Source organism: Vibrio sp. B1FLJ16 (assembly GCF_905175385.1).
GTDB lineage: Bacteria > Pseudomonadota > Gammaproteobacteria > Enterobacterales > Vibrionaceae > Vibrio.
Window position 1 is genome coordinate 2,144,619 of record NZ_HG992749.1, and the last position, 24,289, is coordinate 2,168,907.

Sequence of the window (24,289 nt, forward strand, 5' to 3'; positions counted from 1 at the left end):
CCGCCCTAGAGTCCTTCGCTGTCACTATTCCAAAAGTGAGGTTCGTTCTCTGTCGACTTCTCTAACAGTTCATTTGCTTTCGCAAGCATGTATTTTGGTTGTGCTATCACAATATCTTCTGGTACGCGCTGGCCATTAGCGATGTAAGCCACTGGCAGTGCGTTCTGAATCACCACGCTGATGAACTCGCCTAAACTAAGTGACTCATCAAGTTTGGTCATAATGCATCCCGACAGAGGAATACGTCGGAAGTGCTCCAGCGTTTCTTGTAAAACACGACGTTGTGCAGTGGCAGGCAAAACAAGATAGCTATGAATCACTTCACCGCTTTCCTGCATCAGGGTATCGAGCTGTTCAGTCAGCCTGACATCTCGCTGCCCCATACCTGCCGTATCAACCAAAATCAGTCTTCTGTTTCGTAGCTGATATATTACATCGGCTAACTCATTAGAATCTTTAGCAACTCTTACAGGACATCCCATAATTCTTCCGTAAATTGAGAGCTGCTCGTGGGCACCAATACGAAAAGTATCCGTCGTAACCAGCGCCACATTGTCCGCACCGTATTCCATCGCTGCACGTGCGGCGAGCTTTGCCACTGTTGTCGTTTTGCCGACGCCTGTCGGACCCAACAGTGCAACAACACCACCACGTTTTAAGATATCTTGCTTTGGAATATGGATTTGATCCGCCACGAGTGAAAGTAAAGCCTTCCATGCCCGTGCCGGCTGTGTATCTTCCGGGATGTAACATGCCATTTGATCAGCCAATTCCGAAGAGACACCCATTCGCTCTAAGCGTTTGATAAGCATGGCTCTTAATGGTTCACGGCGCTCTACTTCCTGCCACATCAATCCGGAAACCTGATGCTCCAGAAGACGACGAATTGACGTCATCTCCTCACGCATATTCTCCAGCTCTGCTGCTGATTCATCGCGGGCATCAGAAGGTCTGCGACGATCATAGCGGGTTGGATCCAGCTTCGGCGTTGGACGTTCAAAACGGTCGTCCTGGGCAATAAGCTTGGCTAAAGGTGAGTCCGGCTGATATGGAACAGATGGCTCTTTATCGTAGCTGTCACGGTGTTTGTTCTGACGGTTTAACAACGCTGACAAAGAGTCTTCGTTCTCTGCCACATAGCCGTCAGATTCGGTGCTATCACCGCTGTAATGCCTGAGCATGTTAGCGAATCGCTGCGTCATTGAGCCCGGTTTTTCTTGGGTGTCGCTTTTATTATTACGACCCAGGCTGATTTTATCTTCATCTAAACTGCGATCCTGAAAACGCTCCGCCGCTGAAGATGACATTTGACGATGTTCACTGTAGCGATTCGATGCCTGAGCATTGCGATTGTATTGCGAAGGAGCAGACGTTGAAGAAAGCGCGCCTGATGGAGAATTCGAGTCGCCATCTATCGCCGCAACGATGGCCACGCCACCTGCTACTTTCTTATTCGACATGATCACCGCATCCGCGCCTAGCTCCTCTTTTACTTGGAGCAGCGCTGTTCGCATGTCTTTGGCAAAAAATCGCTTAATTTTCAAACTATGAATCCATAAATATTGATCCGCGGAGCTTAGGAACTATTAACCTAGTTACCCACGGCTTGCACAATTCTGATCTGTTTCTCGTCCGGTATTTCCTGGTAGGAGAGTACCCGGAGATTCGGTATTGTGTTCTTCACAAACTTCGCCAGTGTTGAACGCAGCACACCAGACGTTAACAGAACCGCCGGCTCGCCTTTCAGTTCTTGCTCTTGTGTTGCCTGGCTGAGTGAAGACTGTAATCTTTCGGCCAATCCCGGTTCGATACCCGCTGATTCGCCACCTGACGCCTGCATGGTTTGATGCAATATTTGTTCCAGCTCCGGAATCAATGTAATAACAGGAAGTTCCGGCTCTATACCATTGATTTCCTGAACAATTAAACGTTTAAGGCTGATGCGGGCCGCGGCTGTCAGTATGTCAGGTTCTTGACTCTTACTTGAGTACTCCGCCAAGGTCTGGATGATGGTGCGGATATCCCGAATAGGAATCGCTTCATTAAGCAGGTTCTGCAGTACTTTCACCACTACACCCAGCGGCAGCTGATCCGGTACGAAGTTCTCCACCAGCTTAGGTGCGCTTCTGCCCAGCATCTCCAACAGGTTCTGCACTTCTTCATGGCCAATCAGCTGTGATGCATTGTTGGTGAGTAACTGGCTGAGGTGTGTCGCCAGAACCGTGGAGGAGTCCACAACCGTATAGCCCAGAGCCTGAGCATGTTCACGCTGATCTTCACGAATCCAGACAGCTTCCAGACCAAACGCGGGATCCATGGTTGGTTCACCATCAATCATTCCGTAAACCTGACCGGGGTTAATTGCCAGCTCCAGATCAGGACGTATCTCAGCTTCACCGACGGCAACCCCCATCAGAGTGATACGGTAACTGTTTGGTGTCAGCTCAAGATTGTCCCGGATATGTACCGCCGGGATCAGAAAACCAAAATCCTGCGAAAGCTTTTTACGTACACCTTTCACACGTTCCAGCAACTCACCGCCCTGGTCTTTATCCACCAGCGGGATCAAACGGTAACCCACTTCTAAACCGATAATATCGACAGGCTGTACGTCGTCCCAAGATAGTTCACGCTGAGAAATTGGCTCGCTGCCGTCCTCTGCTTTATCAAGTAACGCGGGCTCGCTCGCTTTCTGCTTTTGACGCTTATCGATAAAGTAAGCGCTCGCTCCGGCAACTACCGCTAACGAGAGAAACGCAAAGTGTGGCATGCCCGGTACAATACCCATCACACCGAGGATAGCCGCCGTGATCATCAGCGCTTTCGGGTTGTCGAACATCTGGAAGATCAGCTGTTCGCCCATGTCTTCATCAGTGTTCTGGCGCGTTACCATCATCGCTGCCGCAATCGACAGCAGTAGTGACGGGATCTGAGCAACTAGGCCGTCACCAATGGTCAGCAGTGTGTAGATTTCGATCGCTTCACCGAAACCTAAATCGTACTGCGCCATACCAATCGCAAGACCGCCGATGATGTTGATAAATAGGATCAGGATACCGGCAATCGCATCGCCTTTAACAAACTTTGACGCACCATCCATCGAGCCGTAAAAGTCTGCTTCTTTAGTCACTTCAAAACGGCGTACGCGCGCTTGTTCCTGATCGATTAGTCCAGCATTCAAGTCCGCATCGATGGCCATCTGCTTACCCGGTAGCGCGTCTAGGGTAAAGCGGGCACTCACCTCAGAGATACGGCCTGCACCTTTGGTTACTACCATAAAGTTAATGATCATCAGGATAAGGAAGACCACCAGACCAACAGCATAGTTACCGCCGATAACAACGTTACCAAACGCTTCGATAACGTTACCTGCTGCATCACCACCTTCGTGACCATTGAGCAATACGACACGAGTAGAAGCGACGTTCAGGGCAAGACGTAATAGCGTTGCGATAAGAAGCACGGTAGGAAATGCAGCAAAGTCGAGCGGACGTCTGGTGTAAACTGTGACCAGCAACACCACCATGGCTAAGGCGATATTGAAGGTGAAAAACATATCCAGCAGGAATGCAGGGATTGGTAAAACCACCATTGCGAGGGTGGCCAAAACCATAACAGGCGCACCAATGGCTGGCATCTCACGCTGACGAATTCGTGGCAATTTATCTGCAAATGGCAGGCTTAACTTCATACTGCGGGGTATCTCAATTGAATTGAAGCGTCGCGTGGTTAATACCAATATTACTAAGCAATTGTTACGCGAACACTTTGGCAAATGTTTATATTGTTTTTAGCGACAGTGTTTTAAGCAATCTGCGTACCACATTATGCGCCAAAATTATGGCTAAGAATCTAACCACATAAATAACAAGGAATTACTTAAATAACCCGAGCTTCTAGTGACGATGTTCAGGCGGGATTGGCAAATCATAATCCTGAATTTTCGGTCTCTGACCACCACGCTTGCGGTACTGCTTTAACTGGAAGACAAATGCCAGCACCTGAGCGACAGCGGCAAACAGACCATCCGGAATTTCCTGTTCCAGCTCCGTACTGTGATAGAGCGCTCGCGCGAGTGGCGGAGCAGGAACGATCGTAATGTCATGCTCTCGCGCCACTTCTCGGATCTTCATTGCCATATGGTCAGTACCTTTGGCAATGACCACCGGAGCGCGATCTGTTTTCTGCTTGTAGCGCAGTGCAACGGAGAAGTGTTCCGGGTTAGTGACGATTACATCGGCTTGCGGAACATCTGCCATCATCCGGCGCTGCGCCGCTTCCCTTTGCAGCATACGAATTCGCCCTTTAACCTCAGGCTTACCTTCGGTCTCTTTGTATTCGTCTTTGACTTCTTGCTTGGTCATTTTCAGTTTGTCTGCGTGCTGCCATATCTGAAAAGGGATATCAATGGCAACCACAATCAGCAGTGAACAGCTGATCAGCAAAATAAAGTTAAGCAAGATTTCGAGAGCGTGAAAAATGTTTTGCGGGTAGACATCCATACTTAGCTGGATAAGGTCCGCCTGCGAAGCCTGAATCAGATATATCGCGACTCCGGTCACCAGGCCGACTTTAAGGATCGATTTAACCAGCTCAACCCAGCTTTGCATGCCTACCATGCGCTTAAGACCACTAAGCGGGTTCATTTTGGACATCTTTGGCATCGCCGCCTGAGCGGAAAAGCTGATGCCCCCTACCCCTGCAGCACCGATCATCGCCGCGACAAATAAAGTAATCAGGATAAGAAACAGTGGGAAAAGTAAGTCCGTCATTGCCCCTAAAGCAATATCAAACAACTTTGCCGTATCGAATATTTCTTCGCGGCTCAGGTCAAATAACCGTCCCATAATGGAAAACAGCGATCTTCCTAATGACTCCCCAAACCACATCAGTGAAACCGCACCGATAATGAGTACCAGCGCGGAAGCGAGTTCTTTAGAACGTGCAACCTGCCCCTTTTCTCTGGCTTGCTCTAACCTTCGGGGCGTGGCTTCTTCGGTGCGTTCCTGACCGTCTGACTCTGCCAAATCAGCCTCCTAGCACTCAAGGCGAATGAGGCGACATATCTGCTCCTCACCCACAGCCCAGTAAAGTTCATAGTGACTGTAAAGACCAGCGACTATGTACCAACAAAGTAATAAGCCCACCATTAAGGCGAAGGCAAAACCCAGCGAAAAGATGTTTAACTGAGGCGCAGCACGGGTCATTACACCAAATGACAGGTTGATAGTCAGCAAGGCGATAATACCCGACAGCGACATACTCAACGCAGTTTTGAACATAATGCCCAGCCAGCCTGCCATCTCGCGAAAGTCCACAGAGGTTAAAGTACCTGAGCCTATCGGCAGTGTTTTAAAACTAAACACAACCAGCTGAAGCATCTTTAAATGGCCATCCGTTGCGAGAAAAAACATGGTGGTCAGAAACATGAACAGCTGACCAAGTAAAGGCGTGCTTTGTCCGTTGGCCGGATCGACCATAGACGCAAAACCCAGGCTGGATTGCATACCCAGAATTTGTCCGAGCAAAACAAAAGTCTGAATCATAAACTGAGTAACCATGCCCATGGCAATGCCGATGATCATCTGCTCGGCAATGGTCATAAAACCACGAAAAGAGAGCAATTGAATATCTTGAGGAACCGCAGGAATAACGGGCATCACAGCAAACGTGATCGCAAGGCCAAGATACAGACGAATTCGGGGAGAGACGAAGCGAGCGCCAGTAACCGTCATCACCATCAGCATGGAAGAAATACGTACATACGGCCAAAAGTAACTGGCTATCCATTCTAAGACGATGTGAGTGGGATACTCCATGCCAGCCCCTAGTACAACACCTGAGGCAGACGCTCAATCAGACTGAAGACGTACTCCATCATCATTTGTGTCATCCAGTGACCAAACATCATCAAAGCAAGCAGAGTTATAATCAGACGTGGCAAAAAGCTCAAAGTCTGTTCGTTGATGGATGTCGCCGCCTGAAAAATTGCCACCAGAAGACCAACAAGCAAGCTCGGAATGATGATGGCGCAAACCATAACAAGTACCATCCAAAGCGCATCACGGAACAGCTCGACAAACATTTCTGGAGTCATGTTTTATCCTCTCATCTGCGCCGGGCTAAAGGGCGAAACTGCCGGCGAGCGTCGACAATATCAGATTCCAGCCATCTACCAGTACGAACAACATCAGCTTAAATGGCAGAGACACAATCATCGGGGACAACATCATCATACCCATTGCCATCAGTATCGAGGCAACCACCAGATCAATGATCAAAAACGGCAAAAATAGCATAAAGCCGATTTGAAATGCTGTTTTCAGCTCTGAGGTAATAAACGCCGGAATCAGTACCGCCATCGAAACATCTTCCGGATTTGCCACTTGCTCACCCGACATATTAACGAAGGTCTCTAAGTCCTTAATACGCGTTTGCTTAAGCATAAAGGCTTTCATCGGCACCTGAGCAGCATCGAATGCCTCACGGGCTGTCACTTGTTCATTTAAATAAGGCTGAATGGATTTATCATTAATCTCATTCAAAACTGGGGACATGACAAAGAAAGTAAGGAACAGCGCGATACCAATGATCACCTGATTAGAAGGCGTTTGTTGCAGACCCATTGCCTGACGAAGAATCGACATCACCACGACAATCCGGGTAAACGATGTCATCAGAATCACCATAGCAGGCAGGAAGCCAAGCATGGTCATCAGAGCAAGAATCTGCAGCGTTATTGAGTAATCTTCGCTGCCATCCGGATTTGTGGTCATGGTAAAAGCAGGAATCCCCCCGCCATTACCAACCGACATCGCACGGCTGGAACCCGTATCACTCTGCATGGCCTGAACGGTGACGCTGTCGCCTTCAGCTAAGTTTGCAGGCAGAGGCGATTCCTCAGCCTGAGCAAACGAAAGTGAACTAAACATCACACCCACCAGCAACATCAACGTACTGAAGAACAGGCGAATAGAATTACCCTTTGTCATTTTTCTTCATCAGCTGGCTAAATTGGTTGGCAAAAGATCCGCTCGCCAGCTCTTGATCATCGAGCGGTTTCTCAAGCTTGGCTAAAGTCTGGATAGACTGAGTGGTAATGCCAATTAAGAACTGCTCATCACCGACTTGAATCACTGCAATTCGCTCTTTCGGGCCAACAGTTAACTGACTTATGATGCGCATCCCTTTCTGCTGTCCAAGCGCTGGTACTTTCATTCGTTTGAGTAACCACGCAAGTCCCAGAATCAACCCAATAACTAAAACCAGAGAGCCCAGTGTAGTAGCTAAGTCAAGACTGGTTGGAGCGGTTGAAAGCGGGGTTGTCGTTGAAGTACGCGCAGCCGCTGAAACGGACTCCGCTGCCGGCGCTATCTCTGTTTGTGCCGACAAAGCGTAAGGTGAGCTCAGCATTAATCCAAGCATTGCCGTTAGTTGCCTGATTCTCAATTTGGCTAGAGCGGTCATATTTAGCGCAGCTTCTTAATTCGTTCAGTCTGGCTGATAACATCAGTCAGACGAATACCGAACTTATCGTTTACCACAACAACTTCGCCATGTGCAATCAAGGTACCGTTTACAAGTACGTCGAGTGATTCACCGGCCAGGCGGTCAAGTTCAACCACTGATCCCTGGTTTAATTGCAGTAAGTTACGGATACTGATTTGTGAACGGCCGACTTCCATCGAGATCGTCACTGGAATGTCCATGATGGTGTCAAGTTTTCGACGCTCATCATCTGAAATTGGCGACGAGGTGTCTTTTAACTCTTCCAGTGGTGCTGCCAGTACTTCATTTACATCAACAGAAGGTGCAGAAGGGTCTTCGCCCAGTGCGGCTGCCCATTCATCTGCTAGTTTTTGATCGTCACTTGGTTCCATTTTTACTGTCCTGTGTTTAAACCTTACTCATGCTCAGGCATTGAATTCCAGTAAGGCGTCTTTTAATCTTCATCGTCGTTCTCAAGTTCAGACAGAATGTCTTTACCCAAGAAGGCTAAATCGGTTTTTACTACATGCGGACGTTCAATTTCTTCAGAAATCTGTATCGCCAGTTTTTCTTCCGCACGTCCCATTTTTACGCGATACGTCGGTAAATCCTCGACAAACATCGTCGCGTGCTCTGGCATTTCGATTGGAATCACATCTCCCGGTTGAAGTTCCATCAGGTCACGCAAAGAAATGTCCTTTTCCAGCAAATTGACACGAAAGTTAACCGGACAATCCATGATTTCTTCTCGCAGAGCAGAACTCCAGCGAACGTCCGTTTCCATTTTGTCTGACTGCACGCCGGCATCAAGCAATTCGCGGATAGGCTCTACCATGGAATATGGCATGACCACATGGAAGTCGCCACCGCCACCATCGACTTCGATATGGAACGAACTAACAACAATCACTTCCGTCGGGCTGACGATATTCGCCATGCTCGGGTTTACTTCAGAGTCGAGGTAATCAAACTCAACGCCCATTACCGGTGACCATGCTTCTTTGTAATCTTCGAAGACCACTTTCAGCAGCAGTTGAATGATGCGTCGCTCAGTAGGAGTAAATTCGCGGCCTTCAATTTTTGCGTGGAATCGACCATCGCCACCAAAGAAATTCTCTACCAGAATAAAAACCAGACGAGCTTCCATAGTGATAAGCGCAGTACCTTTAAGCGGACGGAAACGAACCATGTTCAGACTGGTTGGTACATAAAGCGTATTTTGGTACTCACCAAATTTCATCATCTGAACGCCATTGATCGACACTTCCGCTGTTTTACGCAGCATGTTGAAAAGGCTAATGCGCATGTGCCGGGCAAAACGCTCGTTGATAAGTTCGAGCGTCGGCATACGGCCACGAACGATACGGTCCTGAGATGAAAAATCAAAACTGACCGCGTTACCGGAATCTTCTTCTACATTCTCATCAACATCATCAACGTCGTCAACGCCGTGTAACAGTGCATCAATTTCGTCTTGGCTTAATAGATCAGTCACGTTTTACCTATTGAATTACAAAATCTGTAAACAGTACTTTTTCAATCACCGGTTCACCAACCGCGGCGTTTAATGCTGCTTTGATGTCGTCTGACGCGCGATCGCGTAAGTCAACTCTGCCCATTGGTGAACGCAATTGCTCGATCGTTGCAGAAGCAAACGTTGACAATAAAGTGCTCTCAATTAATGGTGAATGGTAACGTGCCAGCTCCTCATTATCTGAGCCTCGTACCATTAACTGAGTTTTGATTTGTACCAGTCTCTCGCGGCTGTCACCCGTTACGTTAAAAACAAACGGCTGGGCAAGGTTCACATATGAGATTGGCGTGCCAGCTGAACTTCTCTGAGTTCTTTGAAGATCGGAATCCGTCAGCGCCGAATCATCCGAACCCATGAAAAAGTATGCCGCTGCGCCACCACCGAGTAATAAGATCGCGACCGCGATAATTACGATCAGTAGTTTACCTTTTCCCTTTGATGCGCCTTCTAACTGTTGTTCAGCCATTTTCGTCTCTAATTTTTGTTTTATTTGTTCTGCCGGTTAAGCGGAAAATCTCTGTATTCTGTTTCTGCATGTTCTACATAGCTATTAAGCGTAGTAGCTGATCCCGTCACGTGCTGAAGCCACGTTCACGTTCATCTCAACACCAGCCTCAAGGCCGTCGTCTGACCGACCAGATACCCCCCCGCTATCAGAGCCAGGTCGATTCTGATCCATTGCGGAGTTGCCACCTTGTTGGTCGCCGCGACTTTGCTGCTGAACAGAAGAGTCTGCTAACTGCATACCTTGCTGAGCAAGCATCTCCCGTAATCGTGGCAATGTTTGTTCGATGATATCACGCGCCTGTGGGTTGGTTACAGTAAAGTGAACACTGGCCAAGTCACTGTTCATCGTCATACGAATCTGCATACGACCAAGCTCTGGCGGGTCAAGACGAATATCAAGGTTCTTTAGGTTCTTGGACATCATCATTTGCACCTTTTCCGCGACCTGGTCATTCGCTAACTCTTTCGTCAGCTGCAACGGTATTTGTGCTTGTTGCGCTGCATCTGCCCGCGCTTGCTGTGTAGCTGCAACGCCTTGCTGGCTCGCTGCAGCTTGGAGCTGACCAGCCAGACCGTGCTGTAAATCGCCTTTGTCCTGAGAATCTGCCGTGGCTTTAAGTGCTCCGGTCAAAGCTGCATTCATGGCCTTATGGTTCACTTCAGTATTTGCCGCCATCTGTTGAACTGCTGGATTAAGCCCTGCAGCCGTAAGTCCTTCGGAACCAGTGGACATTATCGCTTTATCGGCTGACTGCGCTGGTACTTGTACAGCTGTATGCTTCAATTCTTGCGATACTTGTGGTGTCAGCGCTGAAGTTGTTGCCTGGCGAGTCGTGTTAGACTGGGCTTCAGAAAGCGCAAGTTTAACGTCTCCAGGTAAAGCCACCAACTGGGCAAGCTCTTCCTCTGCGAGCTCTGCGATTGCAGTTCCGGCTTTCAACTCTTCGAGTATTTCAGCTTCGTGCTTCGTCAGTGATTTACCCTGAGCCAGTTTAGTGTCTATTGCTTCGAGTTCTTCAACCGAGATGTGCTTAGCTAAGTCCGTATTATTAAACATAGTAGCCGTTTGAGAACCCTGAATAGAGCCTGATTGCCACTCCGCCGACTCGAGAGGCAAACTATTACCGCTCGCAGCTTCTTGCTTCTGAGCACTCAAAGTTTGATTCGCTTGTTCAATTCGCCCGAGTAATTGCTGCCCCTCATCCATCGAATGAGTCACGTTGCTTCCCGCTTCTGAATCAGAACCACTCTGCGCTATGTCAAGGTTAATGTCTGAATCAATTGCGGCGTTCTTGAGGTTATCACCTTCAGACTCTGAGGCTTGATCCGCTGAAGTAACGCCCTTTTCACTGACTTCCTCTGCCGATTTGACAGCCTTAACTTGTTCCTTTTGTGAACCGGTAAAAATGCCTGCCAGAGTTTCAAAAAAGCCTTTACTCTCTGAGTTTTCTTCCGGCGTTTTGGTGCCAGACTCAGGCAGCGAAGTCTTATTACCCGCAGAAACATTAGACACATTCATATAAACATTCTCATAGTTGGCGCTTCAGCCAAATCGCTATAAAACTGAGTTATTAATACATGAATCTGCAAAAATCACGCCAATCTATAACGTAAATTTCCTGACACTGAGAGTACGAGCTAAAGGTAAGACAGAACTCTTAAAATACCACCTTAGAATGGATGACTCTTCCGGCTGTAAAGAAGAGTCGAGAACTCATCCATTTGCTTCTGCTCACGCTTTGCTTCGGCCACTTGTTTCTCTTTAACGCGCTTTTCAATCATCCATTCGTAGGACATTCGTTCTTTACGCATTTTCAGCCAGTACTCCTGACCATTTTCAACCTGTTCTTTAAAATGGCTCTCCGCTTGTTTCTGCTTTGACAGCGTTTCATCAAGCTGAGTAAGAAACCGGTTTAAATGCCCATACTGACTCGCAGTTAACCCTGCCTGCCCTCGATCAACCAGCTGCTGGCAGTAGTCGAGACGGTATTTTTCAATTTGCTCAACCTGGCGATAGTAATCTTCCAGCTCGGTGCGCGCTTTGTTCAGGGCCAGTACGGCTTGATCTTCCCGCTCTTTGGCTTGTTCAAGCAGAAATTCCATTGCGTTGTTCATGCGCTATTACCCACCTAACAAGCTTTTCAGCATATTGACGCACATGTCATAAGGTACGGATTCTTTCATACGCTGTTGCAGGTATTCATCTAGCTTCGGCTTAATGGTGAATGCGCCATCAATGGCCGGATCGGTACCCGGCTTATAAGCTCCGATTGAAACCAAATCCTGATTTTTACGGCAAATCGACAGCACTTGTCGTACCGCTTTCGACATCAGCACGTGCTCTTCAGTCGTTATCTGAGGCATAACCCGGCTGACTGACTTCTCAACATCTATTGCAGGATAGTGGCCGGCATCCGCCATTTCACGCGACAGTACAATGTGACCATCGAGAATCGCTCTCGACGCATCCGCAATCGGGTCCTGCAGATCATCCCCTTCTGTAAGGACAGTAAAGAAAGCTGTGATTGAGCCCTGATCCGGACCGCCATTACCTGCACGCTCAACCAGTGCGGGAAGCTTAGCAAATACCGATGGCGGATAACCTTTGGTTGCAGGTGGCTCACCAACAGACAAAGCAATCTCACGCTGCGCCTGAGCAAAACGGGTCAACGAGTCCATTAAGAGCAGTACATCCAAACCCTGATCGCGGAAATATTCGGCAATGGTAAGTGCTGTCTGACAGCCTTTTAAACGCATCAGTGGCGACGAGTCCGCAGGTGCCGCGACAACAACAGAGCGTCGGCGTCCCTCTTCACCTAGGATCTCTTCGATGAACTCTTTTACTTCTCGTCCACGCTCACCAATCAGACCGACAACAACAACCTGTGCAGTAGTACCTCTGGTCATCATGCCCAGTGTAACCGATTTACCCACACCAGAACCGGCGAACAGGCCGATACGCTGACCTTTACCTACCGTCAATAATCCGTTAATCGCTTTCAGGCCGACGTCAAGAGGTTCAGAGATAGGTTTACGCGCCAGCGGATTGATGGGTTCTGCATTGAATGAAGCGCGTTGTTCAGTATAAATAGGTCCCAGTCCGTCAAGGGGATTGCCTACACCATCGATCACGCGTCCGAGTAGCTCCATTCCCACAGGTAAACCTGCATCACTGGTCAGTGGGGTAACTTTAGCACCGGGCAAAATACCGGTAATTTGTTCACTTGGCATCAGAAACAGGTTATCACCTGAGAAACCCACCACTTCAGCCTCCATATGACCGGACATGGTTTCGACCAGGCATAAACTGCCGATAGGAGCCCGGCACCCTGTCGCTTCTAGCGTCAGACCAATAACCCGCACCAGTTTCCCGGACGCGACAGGCCGCGTGGTTAAACCTTCGACTTTGTAGTTTTTCAGGCGGTCGGCGAGCGCTAACATTTGTTACTCGCCCTCTTGGTGACGGTTTGCGCCACAGAAGCTCTGCAGCACGCTCTTGATACGTTCTTCCATACGGTAGTGAATGCTCGACTCACCGGCTTCGATTTGTACATCGCCCCGGTTAAGTGAAGGCTCAGCGACCAGAGTCCAATTGCGGCAATCTAAGTCTTGCTCGCCATAGGCTGAGCGAATGATGGCCACATCTTCCGGATTGAGATGTAAAGTAATGGGATGGCCAGAAATAGGCAGCGCTTCTACCGATTGCTTTACGGTATCGAGAATAATTTGTGGGTTAGTCTGGACTTCAACATGAACCACTTCTTTGACAAGGCATAGCACCATGTCCACCAGCTGCTTTTCAACCTGAGCATTCATCAGCTCCAGAGGCTGGGCAAACTGATTGGCCATATTCATAAAGACTTCAACCTGCTGCTGAATGAACTCCTGTCCGGCACTCACGCCTTCTGCTTTACCGAGTTCTAATCCTTCAGCATGTCCTGCCTGAAGGCCTTCTTCTTTGCCTTTATCATAGCCTTGCTTAAAGCCCGCTTCTTGGCCCTGGTACAAACCTTCCTGATAAGCCCCTTGCTTGATGAGCTCTATCTGCTCTTCCGTCAGTTCAAGGACTTGTTCTTCTTCAGGTTCATCAAAACTAGGCACCCAGCCCGGATCGTAATTAAACGCCGTCTGTTTGGCTTGCTTCGCCTTTGGTTCGCCATAATCAGGCAGCCCCCAGCGTTGCGGTTCGATCATCGCATCTTCTTCATCGGGACGGATAAATCCACGTTTTCTATCGATAGCCATGGCGTACCTATTTATGTTCGATTATGTGTATTTGATTGGAAGTGAAGATACCCTGTGTCAGGAGAACACAGGGCAATAAAGATTATAAGAATTCGTCCGCGCCGCCAGAGAGTAATAGTTCTCCGGAATCTGCCATACGTCGGGCAATAGCAAGAATCTCTTTCTGCGCCGATTCCACATCTGAAACGCGCACAGGCGGCATCGCTTCAATGTCATCACGCATCATCTCTGCAGCACGTTTCGACATGTTCTTGAACACTTTCTCACGCAGGGAGTCGTCCGCACCTTTCAGTGCTCTTTGCAGAACGTCTTGCGGTACATCACGCAGCAATCTCTGAATACCCTGATCGTCGACTTCGGCCAAGTTTTCGAACACGAACATCAAATCCTGAATCTGTGTCGCCATGTCTTCGTCCTGGTCGCGGATTTGATCCATCAACAGACCTTCGACGTTGTTGTCCAGGTAGTTCATGATCTCCGCAGCTGCCTTCATGCCGCCAATCTTGGCCGCTTGTGCACCCGCCTGACCAGCGAACTGTTTCTCCATGATTTCGTTCAGTTCTGCCAATGCTGACGGCTGAACTTCTTCAAGGTTGGCAATACGCATCATCAGATCCAAACGCACACGCTCCGGGAACTGTGACAGGATTTCCGCAGACTGATCCGCTTCTAAGTAAGACAGAACGATAGTCTGAATTTGCGGGTGTTCGTTAACAATGATGCTCGCTACCTGGCGTGGATCCATCCATTTTAACGAATCCAGACCTTTAGAGCCGGTACCAAGCAGAATTTGATCAACCAGGTTGTTCGCTTTGTCCTCACCCAGTGCGGCGACAAGAGCGTTACGCATGAAGTCTTCGCTGCCCATGCCGATGTTAGTGTACTTCTGAATGTCTTCCAGAAAAGCACGATGAACCGCTGATACTTTATCCTGACTCAGGTCTTTTGCCTTAGCCATCGCACTACCGACACGCTGAACCTGCTTCGGCTCAAGATGGCGGATGATTCCCGCAGCATCCTGCTCATTGAGGCTTAACAGCAAAATGGCCGCTTTGTCATCGCCACTGATGGTAGATGCATCAAACTCAATTGGCATGCCTGCGCCATTTTCACCCTGGGGTAAGATATCGTTAGCCATTGTCTTTCATCCAGTTTTTCACAACCTGAGCCGCCAGTTCTGGCTCGTTTGCCACGAGTGCTCGCACCGCTTTCAGTACGTCTTCATCTTTGTGTAAGTTAGGCAGATCGATACTTGAGCCAAACTCAAACAGCTCACTGCTTTCGATGTCGCTGCCAATCAGGCTGGTTTCACCATTGGCACCAATCGGAAGACCGTCAGGGCCGTACATTTCATCTTCATCATCACCAGTCGGGTTAAGCAGTTTCTTCATTGCCGGCCTTACAAGAACCAGCACAACCACGATGATAACTAACGCACTGGCAAACCAACGTACCCAGTCATTGAAATTAGGGTGTTCCCAAATTGGTTGCTCAACCAGAAGATCGGCTTCCGGCTCTGCAAACTTAACGCTTAAAACATTAAGTAAATCACCGCGTGACTCGTCAAAACCGACTGCACCAATCAGTACATTACGGATAGCGTTGATCTGACCTTCAGATATCGGTGTATAGGTGACTTCACCTGTATCAGGGTTAACCTGGCGATGCTCTTTAATCGCAACGGATACTGTCTGGCGTGCAAGGGTTCCGGTCTGTTTACGCTCGTGGCTGATTGTCGTGTCCAGCTCGAAGTTACGAGTCGATTCTTTACGCACAGAACCTTGGCCAATCAAAGCGCCGTCTTTCATCTGCGCAACATCTTGAGGAATTGAAGCGTCCGCCGGCGGCTGATTACTTAATGCTCCGGGAATACCCGCTACCATGTTACCGTTGTTGTAATCTTCCAGTGCGTATTCACTGCGCGTTGCCGGTGTGTTTGGATCAAAGCGTTTACGTGTTTGTTCCACCGCACTGAAATCCATCTTAATATCAACCTGCGCGGTATAGTTACCCAGGCCTAAAATCGGGATCAGTACCGAGTCAATTTTTTCACGCAATCCCTGCTCTTGTTTACGCTCTAATTCTTGCTCTTTACGCCGAGCAGCAGAGGACGGGTCTTCCGATCCTGAGCTTAGTAGGCGACCGTGCTGATCGGTTACGGTGATACGGGAGGTTTTCATTCCGGGTACGGCACTTGCCACCATATCCACGATGGAGTCTACTTCCTGCTGTTTCAGGTTTGCGCCGGTGGAAAGGGTCAGGAAAACAGAAGCAGAAGCTTCCTGATTGTGGCGCACAAATACGCTGTGTTTCGGCAGGGCTAGTAACACGCGCGCTTTACGAATCTGCTTCATCTCTTCAATAGCCTGAGCAAGTTGTCGCTCACGGCTGAGTTTCAGACGCTCCTGCTCCAGGCGTTGGGAAACCCCAAAGCCCATATCTTGCAGCAAAATATCGTCGCCAGCTTCTGTTGCCTTATTGACACCAGCACGCACCATTCCGAGTTTGATCGAGTTGTAGTCAACGGCTTCAACAGAAACGGTATTACCATCAAGTTTGTAATTGATTTTTTGCTGATCGAGATAATCAAGAACCGGGATAAGCTCTTCAGTCTCATAGGCGCCAAGCGGACGCATTTCTGGTTCTTTGACCCAGAAAAACAGCATTACGATCAAAGCAACACAGATGGAGATGGATAGCACCAGCACGACCTGTCGAAGTAAATCGAGGTCGCCAACGGCCATATCAAATTTTGAGGCGCTGCGCTCTTCCAGATCTGGATTTTGACTTTCCACATCAATTTCAGAGCTCGCAACTAAAGCGCCATCGGTACCGCCGTCAGTAACGGTTAAATCTGTAGACTTTTCTGCCACACTTACTACCTAAATTACACTGGCATATTCATGAGGTCTTTATAGGCCTCGACGAGCTTATTGCGAATTTGAACTGTTGCGTCAAACGCGACACTGGATTTATTACGGGCAATCATAACGTCCGAAAGAGAGACATCTGCGTCGCCACGGTCAAAGCGAGTCTGCATATCTCCCGAGGCTTTTTGAAGCGAGTTTACGTTATTGATAGCGCTGTTCAGGAGGTCGCCAAAATCTGCACCAACCTTTGCGCCAGTTGCGGCCGGAGCGGTGTTAGTCGCTTCTACCATCATGGTGCGCATCTCTGCCTGAATACCATCAACTTTCATTACTACCTCAGAGCCAAAACTTTGACTATTAATAAAATTGTATACTACTGGAGCAATTAACGTGCCAAAAGGCGTCAGCGTAATGTCACTGTTTAATTTCGCCTTTTGACTAAGCTCGAGAACTGTCTAAGCTAGCAACGCTTAGTTTGGAATATCAATTCCGGCGTCGCGCATTTTAGCCAGTTTATAGCGCAGCGTACGTGGGCTGATACCCAGTTTCTCAGCCATCTCTTTACGGCGGCCATTACATTCAACCAGAGTATCGAGAATAATGGCATACTCTTGATCGCGTAATTCACCGCCAAGGCCTTCACCACCTGGGGTCGAGGCAACGCGAGTGATACTCTCAGCCTGAGCAACTGGCTTAACATCCGGTACCAGAGTTTCTGCATTTTGCACCACGCGTTGCAGGCTGTTCGCATCCTGCCAGTCAATGCCTTCTAAAAGAATGTGCTCAGCATCAATGTCGCCGTTTTCACTCAGAATCAGGGCACGCTGTACTACGTTATCCAGTTCGCGTACGTTACCCGGCCACGGATACTGCAATAGCTTCTCAATAGCAGATGCAGAAACCCTTGGGACGGGCATACCCATCTTACCGCAGTGACGCTCAGCAAGGTGTTTTGCCAAAGGTTCAATGTCACCTTTACGCTCACACAACGCCGGCCATGCAATCGGGAATACGTTAAGACGGTAGTACAAGTCTTCACGGAAGTTTCCTTCCGATACATATTGTTTGAGGTCGCGGTTACTGGTTGCCAGAACACGTACATCAAGTTTAATGCTCTTGCGGCTGCCTAAACGCTCAACTTCGCGCTCCTGCAGTACACGCAGCAGTTTGGCTTGAAGGCTGAGGTCCATTTCGCTGATTTCATCCAGCAAAATAGTACCGCCCTGAGCCTGTTCAAATTTACCCGGACACGCCTGTACAGCTCCGGTAAACGCGCCTTTTTCGTAACCAAACAGCGTCGCTTCCAGCATATTGTCCGGAATTGCGGCACAGTTGATTGCGACAAACGGGCCATTTTTACGGTTAGAAGCATTATGAATGTAACGCGACATCACTTCTTTACCTGAACCGCTTGGACCTAAAATCATGACGTTAGCATCAGTACGGGCTACGCGATCGGCCAGTGCTAACAGACGCAAACTCTTTTCGTCCGCCACCACGGCATCACCGTTGTCATCACTTTTAATCGGTGCGTAACGGCTGACCATGTTCAGCAACACTTCCGGTGCAAATGGCTTAGCCATGTAGTCAATAGCACCGTCTTTCATCGCAGATACGGCGTCTTCGATATTGGCGTACGCTGTCATCAGCAGAACCGGAAGATTAGGCCAATTCTGTTTGATGTTTTTAAGTAGCGCCAGACCACCCATTCCAGCCATTTGTACATCAGACACAACAATGTCTACTGCGTTTGATTTTAGTTTGACTAAGGCATCTTCTGCACAGTCAGCCTCCAGCCACTCATAGCCTGCCAGAGCCAGAGTATCCACCAGGGCTTCACGAAGACCTTCATCGTCTTCTACGATCAGCACTTTGCTTTGCGCCATTCTGATTCTCCAGTAATTGTTTGGTAAGAAGCCGCTTATTGCGCTTCTGCGTGCACTCGCTCAAGCGGAATGCACATGGTGAAACAGGCTCCATCACCCTGCTCTGAAATAAGCTCTAATCGGCCGTCATGGGCACGGCAAACCATTTGAACGACTGCGAGTCCTAACCCCGTTCCCTGAGAACGTGTCGTGAAAAATGGCTCTAAAATTTTGCTTTGTAATTCTTTAGGGACACCCGGTCCGCTGTCCTGAACAGAAATGCGTAATTCACCGTTTACCGGGCGAAAGAAAACATCGATTTGTGACTCTTTCCCTGACATCTGAATCGCGTTCATGACCAGGTTACTCAATGCAGATGCAATAGCATTCGCATTTCCGAGCAGTTCAGTGTGTTCCTCTTCAACTTCAAGGAAATAATCAATGCTGTTGGTTTTTAGGGCGGCTTCTACCATCGGCTGATATTCCGCGACCAGCTGAGCAATCGTAAATGGCTTAATGACTTTGTTGTCGCCGCCTTTTGCAAAAAGCAGCATGTCATTGACCTGCTTTTCCAGGTCGTGCAGACGATCCATTAACTTACTCTGAAATCGTTCTCGTGTAGTCGACGGAAGGTTAGGCGCCGCGAGATTTGAGGCATACAACATCGCACTGGATAAAGGAGTCCGGACCTGATGAGCCAGTGAGGCAACCATTCGACCTAACGACGACAGGCGCTGCAAGTCACTCACACGTGCTTGTAGTAAACGCGTTTCGGTTAAGTCGGTGATCAGGATAAGCTGACCGGTTTCAGAGGCAGAGATGGCTAAACGAACTTTTCGTCCGTTTCGCAGAGAGACTTCATGGCCATCGTCTTCACGAGGGTCAAAGGCCGCCTGGATGACGTTAAACCACTTCTCGTTAACCAGCGGAATTTCAAGGATTCGGTATGCTTCCGGGTTCGCTTCACGCACAACACCATACGTATCAAGCAGGATCACTCCTGCTGGCATCACGTCTAGTACCTGCTTATAGCGTTCGACTTGATTTTCTACTGAGTCAAGATGGGATTGGTTTGTGCTATTTTCCATTAACTGCCCGTCGAAATATCGCCACTAAATAGTAAAACAGCTTAGTAAGCAATTAGCATACCAAACTGTTTTAATATATTTATCAACGAGTTAATTCAACGACAATAAGTTGACGTAAGATTTGCACTACAACATTCAAAGCTTAGCGTCAGAAAAACGACCAAGCTGAAAAATAAAGTGAGGCTGAAAATTGGAATTAGCGCTGTAAATTATACTTACGCATCTTCTCAACCAGAGTTGTACGGCGCATGCCGAGCATATCTGCAGCTCTTGCGACAACACCACCCTGCGCTTCAAGTGCCTGACTTATCATATTGACCTCAAGCTCAGCCAGCATCTCTTTCAGATTAACACCTTCCGGTGGCAGATCCTGAGGCGCGTTGGCATTTCCCTCTAGGTCACTGAGCTCATCAAAACTGAAATCCTGAGAGAAAATATCCTGGAATGCATCGCGTTCCTGCTCTTCAATCGAAGCAAATGGATTTCCTTCCGGCTGGAATTCAGGAATATCACTGTAGCGGTACTTAGTAGGCAGGTGATTCACGTCAATCAGGCTGTTCGGATACAGAATAACCATACGCTCAATCAGATTGGCTAACTCTCGCACGTTACCCGGCCAGTCATGTTCCATCAGCGAGTTAATCGCACGCGGAGTAAAGCAGATAGGCTGCCCGCCCTCGGCTTCTAAACGAGCCATCAGTTCTTGCAACAGCAGAGTGATGTCTTGTTTGCGCTCTTTTAGTGCCGGCATTTCAATCGGGAAGACATTGAGACGGTAGAACAGGTCTTCACGGAAAGTATCTTCTTTAATCATACTCTCTAGGTCGCGGTGAGTTGCAGCCACCACGCGAACATTGACCTTAATAGTGTTGTTACCGCCCACCCGTTCGAAACAGCGCTCTTGCAGGACACGTAATAACTTTACCTGCATAGGCATTGGCATATCACCAATCTCGTCTAGAAAAAGTGTTCCGCCATCAGCCAGCTCAAACCGGCCTTTACGTGCTGTTAATGCGCCGGTAAAGGCACCTTTCTCGTGGCCAAACAACTCACTTTCAAGAAGCTCAGGAGGAATCGCCCCACAGTTAATCGGCACAAACGGACCGTCAGAATAAGTTGAGTGATAATGGATGTTACGCGCGACCACTTCTTTACCAGTCCCTGACTCACCGAGGATCAGAACATTCGCATCTGTTTTTGCGACTTGTTCGATAAGGTGACGAACTTCTTGAATCCCACGACTTTGTCCAACTAAACTGCGGAAAAGTGTATTTTTTCTGGCACTTGCGACTACGTTGACACCTTTACGGCCAAGGAAATCTTTACAGTGACGCAGCGCATTGCTTAGCTGTGGATAATTTAAAGGCAGCTCCAGCTCTCCGACAAAGCTTGGCAGCTCATCAACCGATAACGGAAAACTGCTCATGATGAGAAGTGGAATATGATAAGCATTGTTGAGATGCTCTCTGACGGTTTCCGCGGCAGAGTCAGACGAAATGTCGCCTACGATGCAACCGGACCATTGTTCAGACCAGTCAATATCGCCCAGCTTATCAGAACTGACAGCTTCGCAACTTTCTCCAACAAATTCCAATATATTGCTTAAATTTAAACGACTTGACGCATCGTCATCAATTACAAGCAGCTTTGCCAAACTTTGCATAGGTAAGAATGATTGCCTTTATTTTTGCGGTGTGTTGCGGCTGTACCTTGGTTAGCTCGAACGAGTGTGTACGGAGGTCGGAATCACCACACTCTTGACGAGATTCATCAGAAAATCAGCAACAAAAAAAGCCATTAGGGCTACTAATGGCTTCTATTTTATTTGAATATAGAAATAAGGCAACCAAGCAATCTATCGCTTTACGCTTGTTTTACATTTTATTAAGCAATTTATTGCTTAAGTGAAAGGTACATAACCCATCACCTCTAACGCCTTGTTTTAATTATTAAATGCCGACTTCTGATGCGGTCAGATTATGAAACTCACCCGGAATCTGATCCCAGGCTGATTTTATCTCGCGAATAATATCGATAACGTCATCAATAGGCTGAGGATCGTTCTGATGGTTAGCGGCTGAAATCTGCGTGATCATGAACTCATACAGCGCATCTAGGTTTGAAGCGATATCGCCGCCATCTTGCATCGACAAACAGCTGCGTAGTGCAATGATAATATCCAGCGCTTTACCTAAGCGCTCCCCTTTTGCCGGGATGTTGCCCGCTTGCATGGCTGCTTTACCCTGGATAAGGCGCTCAATTGCACCAGCCATTAGCATCTGAATGACTTTGTGCGGAGAAGCCGCGCTTAGCTGGCTGTCGACTGATACCTTTTTGTATGCTTGCAAAGATCCGCGCATAGTAATCCTCTTTCTAAATAAACTTTTTGTACTGCTGAAGCGAACGTTTACCGTAGCGCAACTTGTGCAGCTCTTGTCCGGTTTTCAACGTTTCTGATTGCATCAGCTCAACAATGCTTTTGGTACGAGTGAGCAAATCCTGCCACTCGACATCTTGCTTAACCAATGGATTTTGGTGAATAACTGGCAGCAAGTTTTCTAATAACTGTTCTCTGATATCGACCAGACGAAGAATTTCTTCAGTATTAATGTCTATTTTTTGTAGTTCTTGCTTAATACGTTGATCGATGTCATGAATTTCTCTGAGTTCACTTAGCATTCATTATCCCAGTGCACTCATTAACGCACCCAGCTGACCCTGCATTTTTCCGGTCGCATCCTGCATGGCAGAAAACTTATCGTGGGTACGCTTTTCCAGGCTTTCCATACGACGATCCAGTGTCACTTGAGCATCATTCAAACGGTAATTCTGTTCAGTCAGGCTTTTTTCTCGGGTACGAATACTGCCCGTAACGCCTGTAATCCCCTGAATCGCATCTTCAATCCGTTTGGCGAAACCGGTATTTCCGCCAAAGAATTTCTCAAGCTCATTGAAGTTGTTGTTCAACTGGCGGTCAAGCATGTTGTAGTTGATTTCGAGAGTACCCTGACGGGTAGTCGTAATGCCGAATTCAGTCAGTGATTTAAGATGCTCCGGAGCTTTATCAATTCGGGTAGAGAAAACTGATTTAAGTCGCGAATCGGCACTTCGTACCGTGCTGTCGCCTGCCAGAGGACCTTTTTGCCCGGTAAGCGGATCGACACTCGCTAATGCCTGGGAGGTCTGATAGAACGAATTATAAGCCGCGACAAAATTCTCTATATCGCTTCGGACTCCCTGACGATCATATTCAACGCCAATCTCGGCCGGTCGCTGATTAGGATCTGATTTTCCTTTAAGCGTGAGGTCGACTCCCTCTATCGCATCTTCAATTACGTTGTTGTTACTAGATAGCTTCGCTACCCCATCAAGTAACACGACAGAATTTTGACCAGCCTGAACTTCGGTCATGCCGAGATAACCTTCAAAGCTCGTCTGTGCCTGCGCAATTTTGGCTTCGGCAGACTCAATTTTATCCAGACGCTCCCGCTCTTCAGGCGTCAGTTTAGCCCGTTGAATTTGCTTCGCTTGTTCTTCTGTTAGTTCGCCACGCTCAACTTTTGCATCAAGTTCCTGCTTTTCATCGGCTATTTTCTGTTCGATGTCTGCTTTTTCCTGATCAAGAAGTTGCTTGGCTTCTTTGGTGGTGACATAAGAGTCGGTCAATGTGCCAGATGCGGCATTGCTCCAACCCGGAACATCGGGCGCTTTAGCAATTGCCTTCTCGTCCAGTTCAAGCTCGGGCTCTTCATAGGAGTCAAGCAGCGTACCTGAGGCGGTTTCAGTCCAGCCGGGAATTCGATCTTCCGGACGCCAGCTAGCGCGTTCATTCGCTTTATCGAGCGCTTCTTGGCCGGCTTTCGCTGCAGCAGCACCAGAGGCAGAAACAGGTGCATTTGAGGTGACATCTTGCTCACCAGAGTTATCTTTTAAGGATTGCATGCTAGGAGGAAGAGGATTGCCGCTTTCATCCAACAGATCTGATTCGTCAGCTTGCTGAGGGTTCCTTAAGGGCCCTAAAACCTCTTCGGCCGCAGTTCGCGCTTCTTCCAGCGCTTTAACTCTGTCTTCTAATGTTTGGTAGGCGAATTTCTTGAGCGGATTGCCTTGTTCGGCATCCACATTGATTCTGATTTGATGATCCTCACCAGAGAGGTCAGAGGCGAGGATAAGGCGCGGCCCATCAACATCGTTGATGAGAGAGGCACGTACACCAGGATTGTTTTTTGCACCATTAATGCCGCGTACGACATCAACGAGCTTAGAATTTGAACTGACTTTGACGACAAAGCCAGCTTCACCGAGTGAGATATGCAGCTTGCCCGGACCAAACTTTGCGTCATCTGGTAAAACGTCAGACGCAATTTTATGGCTTTGTGCAAGCTGCAACACATCGACAGCATACTTACCAGCGATAGCATCAGTAGTTGCTGTTGCAGATACGACTTTGTCGTCCGTGGTTTCAACCGTCCGGGCGGCAAAGGCTTTCTCCTGACGGAAATTCGCCATGAGATTTTTCATCGTATCCAGCGATTCTCTGAGCCGACCATAGGCACTGATACTGGCATCAATTGTCGTGCGCTCATTGTTGATGCTCTGCTGCTTTGGCACGCGCTCCGCATCGACAATTTTGCTGACCATGGAATTGATATCCATGCCGCCAGACATCCCTAATGGGCCTAAACTCATCAA

The 24,289-nt window shown here is 48.3% G+C and carries 23 protein-coding genes; all 23 read right to left on the minus strand.

The annotated features are described in order from the left end of the window. Positions 1-5: 5 nt before the first annotated feature. Positions 6-1,544 (minus strand): flagellar biosynthesis protein FlhF, encoded by a 1,539-nt coding sequence (gene flhF, locus KHN79_RS09710; protein WP_182008602.1) that lies wholly within the window; start codon positions 1,542-1,544, stop codon positions 6-8. 47 nt (positions 1,545-1,591) lie between these two features. After that, positions 1,592-3,691: a flagellar biosynthesis protein FlhA gene (flhA, locus tag KHN79_RS09715; protein WP_182008603.1), complete on the minus strand. Its 2,100-nt coding sequence runs from the start codon at positions 3,689-3,691 to the stop codon at positions 1,592-1,594. A 205-nt stretch (positions 3,692-3,896) separates the two neighbouring features. Continuing rightward, positions 3,897-5,027, minus strand: coding sequence for a flagellar biosynthesis protein FlhB (gene flhB, locus KHN79_RS09720; RefSeq protein ID WP_182008604.1), 1,131 nt, complete (start codon positions 5,025-5,027; stop codon positions 3,897-3,899). 9 nt (positions 5,028-5,036) lie between these two features. Continuing rightward, the gene (gene fliR / locus KHN79_RS09725) at positions 5,037-5,819 is read right to left on the minus strand and encodes a flagellar biosynthetic protein FliR (protein ID WP_182008605.1); all 783 of its coding nucleotides are present in this window, start codon (positions 5,817-5,819) and stop codon (positions 5,037-5,039) included. An 8-nt stretch (positions 5,820-5,827) separates the two neighbouring features. Then, positions 5,828-6,097 carry a flagellar biosynthesis protein FliQ gene (gene fliQ / locus KHN79_RS09730; protein WP_182008606.1) on the minus strand — a complete coding sequence of 90 codons (270 nt, stop codon included), beginning with the start codon at positions 6,095-6,097 and terminating at the stop codon, positions 5,828-5,830. 25 nt (positions 6,098-6,122) lie between these two features. Then, on the minus strand, positions 6,123-6,992 hold the full coding sequence (gene fliP, locus KHN79_RS09735; RefSeq protein WP_182008607.1) for a flagellar type III secretion system pore protein FliP: 870 nt from the start codon (positions 6,990-6,992) through the stop codon (positions 6,123-6,125). Further along, a complete protein-coding gene (gene fliO, locus KHN79_RS09740) occupies positions 6,979-7,467 on the minus strand; it encodes a flagellar biosynthetic protein FliO (protein WP_182008608.1) in 489 nt (162 codons plus the stop codon). The genes fliP and fliO overlap by 14 nt, the downstream gene beginning before the upstream one ends. A 2-nt stretch (positions 7,468-7,469) precedes the next feature. Next, positions 7,470-7,880, minus strand: coding sequence for a flagellar motor switch protein FliN (gene fliN / locus KHN79_RS09745; RefSeq protein ID WP_182008609.1), 411 nt, complete (start codon positions 7,878-7,880; stop codon positions 7,470-7,472). A gap of 62 nt (positions 7,881-7,942) precedes the next feature. Then, positions 7,943-8,983, minus strand: coding sequence for a flagellar motor switch protein FliM (gene fliM, locus KHN79_RS09750; protein ID WP_182008610.1), 1,041 nt, complete (start codon positions 8,981-8,983; stop codon positions 7,943-7,945). A 7-nt stretch (positions 8,984-8,990) separates the two neighbouring features. Continuing rightward, on the minus strand, positions 8,991-9,488 hold the full coding sequence (fliL, locus tag KHN79_RS09755) for a flagellar basal body-associated protein FliL (protein ID WP_182008611.1): 498 nt from the start codon (positions 9,486-9,488) through the stop codon (positions 8,991-8,993). Between the two features lie 84 nt (positions 9,489-9,572). Next, positions 9,573-11,048 carry a flagellar hook-length control protein FliK gene (locus KHN79_RS09760; protein WP_182008612.1) on the minus strand — a complete coding sequence of 492 codons (1,476 nt, stop codon included), beginning with the start codon at positions 11,046-11,048 and terminating at the stop codon, positions 9,573-9,575. Positions 11,049-11,200: 152 nt separating this feature from the next. Continuing rightward, positions 11,201-11,644 carry a flagellar export protein FliJ gene (fliJ, locus tag KHN79_RS09765; protein ID WP_182008613.1) on the minus strand — a complete coding sequence of 148 codons (444 nt, stop codon included), beginning with the start codon at positions 11,642-11,644 and terminating at the stop codon, positions 11,201-11,203. A gap of 6 nt (positions 11,645-11,650) precedes the next feature. Continuing rightward, positions 11,651-12,970 (minus strand): flagellar protein export ATPase FliI, encoded by a 1,320-nt coding sequence (gene fliI, locus KHN79_RS09770; RefSeq protein WP_182008614.1) that lies wholly within the window; start codon positions 12,968-12,970, stop codon positions 11,651-11,653. 3 nt (positions 12,971-12,973) lie between these two features. Then, positions 12,974-13,774, minus strand: a complete 801-nt coding sequence (fliH, locus tag KHN79_RS09775; protein WP_182008615.1) for a flagellar assembly protein FliH — start codon at positions 13,772-13,774, stop codon at positions 12,974-12,976. An 82-nt stretch (positions 13,775-13,856) separates the two neighbouring features. Continuing rightward, positions 13,857-14,912 carry a flagellar motor switch protein FliG gene (gene fliG / locus KHN79_RS09780; RefSeq protein ID WP_182008616.1) on the minus strand — a complete coding sequence of 352 codons (1,056 nt, stop codon included), beginning with the start codon at positions 14,910-14,912 and terminating at the stop codon, positions 13,857-13,859. Beyond that, a complete protein-coding gene (gene fliF, locus KHN79_RS09785; RefSeq protein WP_182008617.1) occupies positions 14,905-16,647 on the minus strand; it encodes a flagellar basal-body MS-ring/collar protein FliF in 1,743 nt (580 codons plus the stop codon). Before fliF ends, fliG begins: the two co-directional genes overlap by 8 nt. Before the next feature lie 14 nt (positions 16,648-16,661). Further along, on the minus strand, positions 16,662-16,973 hold the full coding sequence (gene fliE, locus KHN79_RS09790; protein ID WP_182008618.1) for a flagellar hook-basal body complex protein FliE: 312 nt from the start codon (positions 16,971-16,973) through the stop codon (positions 16,662-16,664). Positions 16,974-17,114: 141 nt separating this feature from the next. Beyond that, complete coding sequence (locus tag KHN79_RS09795) at positions 17,115-18,530, minus strand: sigma-54 dependent transcriptional regulator (protein WP_182008619.1); 1,416 nt, start codon at positions 18,528-18,530, stop codon at positions 17,115-17,117. 35 nt (positions 18,531-18,565) lie between these two features. Next, on the minus strand, positions 18,566-19,597 hold the full coding sequence (locus KHN79_RS09800; protein ID WP_182008620.1) for an ATP-binding protein: 1,032 nt from the start codon (positions 19,595-19,597) through the stop codon (positions 18,566-18,568). 196 nt (positions 19,598-19,793) lie between these two features. Next, the gene (locus KHN79_RS09805) at positions 19,794-21,260 is read right to left on the minus strand and encodes a sigma-54 dependent transcriptional regulator (protein ID WP_182008621.1); all 1,467 of its coding nucleotides are present in this window, start codon (positions 21,258-21,260) and stop codon (positions 19,794-19,796) included. A gap of 286 nt (positions 21,261-21,546) precedes the next feature. Then, positions 21,547-21,957, minus strand: coding sequence for a flagellar export chaperone FliS (gene fliS / locus KHN79_RS09810; protein WP_182008622.1), 411 nt, complete (start codon positions 21,955-21,957; stop codon positions 21,547-21,549). Positions 21,958-21,970: 13 nt separating this feature from the next. After that, a complete protein-coding gene (locus tag KHN79_RS09815) occupies positions 21,971-22,276 on the minus strand; it encodes a flagellar protein FliT (protein WP_182008623.1) in 306 nt (101 codons plus the stop codon). Positions 22,277-22,279: 3 nt separating this feature from the next. Then, the gene (fliD, locus tag KHN79_RS09820) at positions 22,280-24,286 is read right to left on the minus strand and encodes a flagellar filament capping protein FliD (RefSeq protein WP_182008624.1); all 2,007 of its coding nucleotides are present in this window, start codon (positions 24,284-24,286) and stop codon (positions 22,280-22,282) included. Positions 24,287-24,289: the final 3 nt, after the last annotated feature.